At 38.2% G+C, this 2,584-nt stretch carries 3 protein-coding genes; 2 read left to right on the top strand and 1 reads right to left on the bottom strand.

The genetic code is table 11. The annotated features are described in order from the left end of the window. Window positions 1–103: 103 nt before the first annotated feature. Window positions 104–1,084, top strand: coding sequence for a tRNA-dihydrouridine synthase (locus tag H5072_RS16540; protein WP_182694152.1), 981 nt, complete (start codon window positions 104–106; stop codon window positions 1,082–1,084). A 61-nt stretch (window positions 1,085–1,145) separates the two neighbouring features. Beyond that, entirely contained in the window at window positions 1,146–1,472 is a 327-nt protein-coding gene (locus tag H5072_RS16545; protein WP_182694153.1) for a conjugal transfer protein TraR, read from the top strand. 16 nt (window positions 1,473–1,488) lie between these two features. Here the strand turns inward: H5072_RS16545 and H5072_RS16550 are convergent, their stop codons facing one another. Then, window positions 1,489–2,532 carry a hypothetical protein gene (locus tag H5072_RS16550; RefSeq protein WP_182694154.1) on the bottom strand — a complete coding sequence of 348 codons (1,044 nt, stop codon included), beginning with the start codon at window positions 2,530–2,532 and terminating at the stop codon, window positions 1,489–1,491. Window positions 2,533–2,584: the final 52 nt, after the last annotated feature.

The following is a 2,584-nucleotide window of genomic DNA, read 5'->3' on the forward strand; positions in this document are numbered from 1 at the left end:
TTTTGCAATTTATACATCAAATATGGGCGGTAATTACAGATTTATCAATGTGTGATTTACAGGTAAACTATGCCTCCAGTTTTTTATCAAAATTAATCTCTTTATGAAACTTGTTTTAGCACCTATGGAAGGTGTCGTTGATTTTAAAATGCGCCAATTACTCACAGACATTGGTGGGTTCGATTTGTGCGTTACAGAGTTTGTAAGAGTGGTTGAAACATGCTTACCTGACAAAGTTTTTCATCGATTTTGCCCTGAACTACATAATAATGGATTTACACGAGCAGGTACTCCTGTGCGTGTTCAATTACTCGGTCAAGAAGCAAATCCGTTAGCCGAAAATGCAATAAGAGCAATCGCATTAGGGTCCCATGGGGTCGACCTAAATTTTGGTTGCCCAGCCAAAACAGTTAATCGTAGCCGAGGGGGGGCTGTACTGCTTAAAGACCCTGACCATATGTATACGATTATTAAAGCAGTCCGAGATGCTGTAGATGATGAACATGAAGTAAGTGCAAAAATTCGCTTAGGCTTTGATGATGACAGTAACAGCCAAGAAATTGTTGATGCTGTGGTAAGTGCAGGTGCAAATAGTGTAGCTATTCACGCCAGAACCAAACGAGATGGTTATAACCCGCCAGCTTATTGGGAAAAAATTCCACCAATAATAAAAGGTAAGAATATTGCCGTTGTTGCCAATGGTGAAATTTGGCAAGTAGAGGACGCAATGCTTTGTCAAAAACGAAGTGGGTGCACTGATTTAATGCTTGGTCGTGGCGCCCTTTCGCACCCTGATTTAGCAAAAAAAATTAAAGCTCATGTAAATAATGAGCAATATGATAGCCTTGAGTGGGAGCATATTATTTATCACTTAATTCACTCAGCTATTCATCAAGACCCCGCGAAGGATGAAAAATACTTTGCTTCACGTACTAAACAATGGCTTGGTTATCTAAAACGCCAGTACCCGCAAGCTATCGATTTGTTTGATGAAATCAGACGTTTAAAAAGTAAAGAAGATGTGGCGAGCGTATTAAATAAATATGCCAAAGCACCTCAACTTGATTCAAATCATAACGAGTAACTTAAAGACTCTAGATAATATCAGAATAACGTAAAGCCCATTTAATAAGGTTGTACTGATAATGTATCATCAAAAAAGACTTAACGATGAAATAGCACAAGTTAAATTAAATATATTAACCATGCTTTCTAAATCAGCTTACCCTGCACATCACCATTTAATACAAATTTTAGCTGATACAGCAAATAATGAATGGTTAGACTGCGCAGCAGAGAAGTTAGGCCCTGAGTATGCACTTTTAATCAGTCGCATGACCAAACTAGAAGCCGCACTAAGTCAAATAGAAATTGGCCAGTATGGCTACTGCTGTGATTGTGAAGAAAAAATATCAGCTAAGTCACTTGAACTAGACCCCGCAACTCAACGGTGTACAAAGTGCGCACAATAAGCGCACTTTCAAATCATTATATAATGTGTTGTATAAAGCTAAATGATTGCCCTGGGTAGAGAATTATATCTTCAACCAAGTACTGGGCCTCTTCTGGACTCATTTGTAGGCGCTTTATAAGGTTTACCTTTGCTTGAGGCAAAGTCCACGCATGGTAGTGAATACCTATATCTGATTCCATCATCGCAAGCATCAATGTTTTATCTTTATGAGACATATCCATAGCGATCGCCATTGCAGGTAAGTCTTGATAGTTAGCCTGCCAATCTAAGCCTTCTATTAATTTTTCATCAGATAAATACTGAACTAAAAACGATTTTTGGTGAGAAGTTGGCAGCTTACTGTCGAATGCAACACGATCTAATACTTTTATTTTTTCGTTTAAAAGAGTAACCCATTCTAACGGTGAATGTACTTCGCCACTAAAGTAATTAAGTTTGCTCTGATACCACTGAGTGCCATTTGGCAGACCTCTTAGACCCACACTTCCTCTTGGCTTATAACTAGCTAAATAATCGCTAAAAGCTCTTATATGGCTTTTAAGCGCTGGTTGAACATCGTTACTTGCTATCGCACTTAATACATAGCTTTGTAACAATGTAAGTTCAACCTTGTTCAGCTTTAAATTGCTTTGTTGAGCACTGTCTAGGGTATCTTGGGTTAACTTGAGCCAAGTAATAACATTATCCGGTGTGTTTTTTGAGCCTTCAAAAGCGAGCATGTTTTCTAAAACATTTACTTGGGCTGGCCAATTAAAGTAGCGTTCAGGGAAACGCTCTGCAATTACCAAATAGTTTACTTGCGCAATTTGATTTAGATTAAGCTCCATACCCATTAGGCTCTGATAAATAGTATGGCGTTTTGTTAAGTAAGCATCAGAGAAAACCAATTGATCTTTTTCAATGTTATTGCCTTTAGTAGCACCTGTTTGTACAAGCGCCATGTTTAAAGCTTTTAAAGCGACTTGTGCGTCCTCAAACGACTCATAAGGTTGAGGCTGCTTTGAACATGCAGCTAAAAATAGGCACAGTAGTGATGATAAAAAGAGCTTTTTATACATAGTAGTTCCAATAAAAAAAGCCCCAGAGGGGCTTTTTATAAGTTGCTTAAGC

Origin of the sequence: Pseudoalteromonas sp. SR45-5 (assembly GCF_014163565.1) — a bacterium.
Classification (GTDB): domain Bacteria; phylum Pseudomonadota; class Gammaproteobacteria; order Enterobacterales; family Alteromonadaceae; genus Pseudoalteromonas; species Pseudoalteromonas distincta.